We start from the raw sequence: 2703 nt of genomic DNA on the forward strand, positions 1-2703 counted from the left end.
GAACAACCCTTAAGGACACATAAAGTGTCAGGGAAGACTCATCTCAGGGCTCGCTTCCCGCTTAGATGCTTTCAGCGGTTATCGATCCCGAACTTAGCTACCGGGCAATGCGTCTGGCGACACAACCCGAACACCAGAGGTTCGTCCACTCCGGTCCTCTCGTACTAGGAGCAGCCCCCTTCAATCTTCCAACGCCCACGGCAGATAGGGACCGAACTGTCTCACGACGTTCTAAACCCAGCTCGCGTACCACTTTAAATGGCGAACAGCCATACCCTTGGGACCGACTTCAGCCCCAGGATGTGATGAGCCGACATCGAGGTGCCAAACACCGCCGTCGATATGAACTCTTGGGCGGTATCAGCCTGTTATCCCCGGAGTACCTTTTATCCGTTGAGCGATGGCCCTTCCATTCAGAACCACCGGATCACTATGACCTGCTTTCGCACCTGCTCGAATTGTCATTCTCGCAGTCAAGCGGGCTTATGCCATTGCACTAACCTCACGATGTCCAACCGTGATTAGCCCACCTTCGTGCTCCTCCGTTACTCTTTGGGAGGAGACCGCCCCAGTCAAACTACCCACCAGGCACTGTCCTCACCCCAGATAATGGGGCCAAGTTAGAACATCAAACATACAAGGGTGGTATTTCAAGGATGGCTCCATGCATACTGGCGTACACACTTCAAAGCCTCCCACCTATCCTACACATGTAGGCTCAATGTTCAGTGCCAAGCTGTAGTAAAGGTTCACGGGGTCTTTCCGTCTAGCCGCGGGTACACTGCATCTTCACAGCGATTTCAATTTCACTGAGTCTCGGGTGGAGACAGCGTGGCCATCATTACGCCATTCGTGCAGGTCGGAACTTACCCGACAAGGAATTTCGCTACCTTAGGACCGTTATAGTTACGGCCGCCGTTTACCGGGGCTTCGATCAAGAGCTTCGACCGAAGTCTAACCCCATCAATTAACCTTCCGGCACCGGGCAGGCGTCACACCGTATACGTCATCTTACGATTTAGCACAGTGCTGTGTTTTTAATAAACAGTTGCAGCCACCTGGTATCTGCGACTCTCAATAGCTCCATCCGCGAGGGACTTCACCGTCAAGAGCGTACCTTCTCCCGAAGTTACGGTACCATTTTGCCTAGTTCCTTCACCCGAGTTCTCTCAAGCGCCTTGGTATTCTCTACCCGACCACCTGTGTCGGTTTGGGGTACGATTCCTTACAATCTGAAGCTTAGAGGCTTTTCCTGGAAGCATGGCATCAATGACTTCACCACCTTGGTGGCTCGACATCGTGTCTCAGCCTTAAAGAGAGCCGGATTTACCTAACTCTCCAGCCTACGCACTTGAACCTGGACGACCGTCGCCAGGCCCACCTAGCCTTCTCCGTCCCCCCATCGCAATTGTAAGAAGTACGGGAATATTAACCCGTTTCCCATCGACTACGCCTTTCGGCCTCGCCTTAGGGGTCGACTTACCCTGCCCCGATTAACGTTGGACAGGAACCCTTGGTCTTCCGGCGAGGGGGTTTTTCACCCCCTTTATCGTTACTCATGTCAGCATTCGCACTTCTGATACCTCCAGCAGACCTTACAGTCCACCTTCAACGGCTTACAGAACGCTCCCCTACCCAATACCTAAAAGGCATTGCCGCAGCTTCGGTGTATAGCTTAGCCCCGTTACATCTTCCGCGCAGGCCGACTCGACTAGTGAGCTATTACGCTTTCTTTAAATGATGGCTGCTTCTAAGCCAACATCCTAGCTGTCTAAGCCTTCCCACATCGTTTCCCACTTAGCTATACTTTGGGACCTTAGCTGGCGGTCTGGGTTGTTTCCCTCTCCACGACGGACGTTAGCACCCGCCGTGTGTCTCCCGGATAGTACTTACTGGTATTCGGAGTTTGCAAAGGGTTGGTAAGTCGGGATGACCCCCTAGCCTTAACAGTGCTCTACCCCCAGTAGTATTCGTCCGAGGCGCTACCTAAATAGCTTTCGGGGAGAACCAGCTATCTCCAGGTTTGATTGGCCTTTCACCCCTAGCCACAAGTCATCCGCTAATTTTTCAACATTAGTCGGTTCGGTCCTCCAGTTGATGTTACTCAACCTTCAACCTGCCCATGGCTAGATCACCTGGTTTCGGGTCTATATCCAGAGACTGAGCGCCCAGTTAAGACTCGGTTTCCCTACGGCTCCCCTAAACGGTTAACCTTGCCACTGAATATAAGTCGCTGACCCATTATACAAAAGGTACGCAGTCACAGGACAAGCCTGCTCCTACTGCTTGTACGTACACGGTTTCAGGTTCTATTTCACTCCCCTCACAGGGGTTCTTTTCGCCTTTCCCTCACGGTACTGGTTCACTATCGGTCAGTCAGGAGTATTTAGCCTTGGAGGATGGTCCCCCCATGTTCAGACAGGATATCACGTGTCCCGCCTTACTCGATTTCACTGATGCTGCGCTGTCGGTTACGGGGCTATCACCCTGTATCGCGTGCCTTTCCAGACACTTCACCTGACGCAATAAAAGCTTAAGGGCTAACCCAATTTCGCTCGCCGCTACTTTCGGGATCTCGGTTGATTTCTCTTCCTCGGGGTACTTAGATGTTTCAGTTCCCCCGGTTCGCTCTGTTAACCTATGTATTCAGTTAACAGTAACTGCTTATGCAGTTGGGTTTCCCCATTCGGAAATCGTAGACTC

At 52.2% G+C, this 2703-nt stretch carries 1 rRNA gene; it reads right to left on the minus strand.

Features of this window, described 5'->3' with window-relative positions:
• A 23S ribosomal RNA gene (locus tag M9194_RS21490) occupies positions 1 to 2703 on the minus strand; the annotation flags it as partial.

The organism is Vibrio sinus, from assembly GCF_023634645.1.
Taxonomy (GTDB): Bacteria; Pseudomonadota; Gammaproteobacteria; order Enterobacterales; family Vibrionaceae; genus Vibrio; species Vibrio sinus.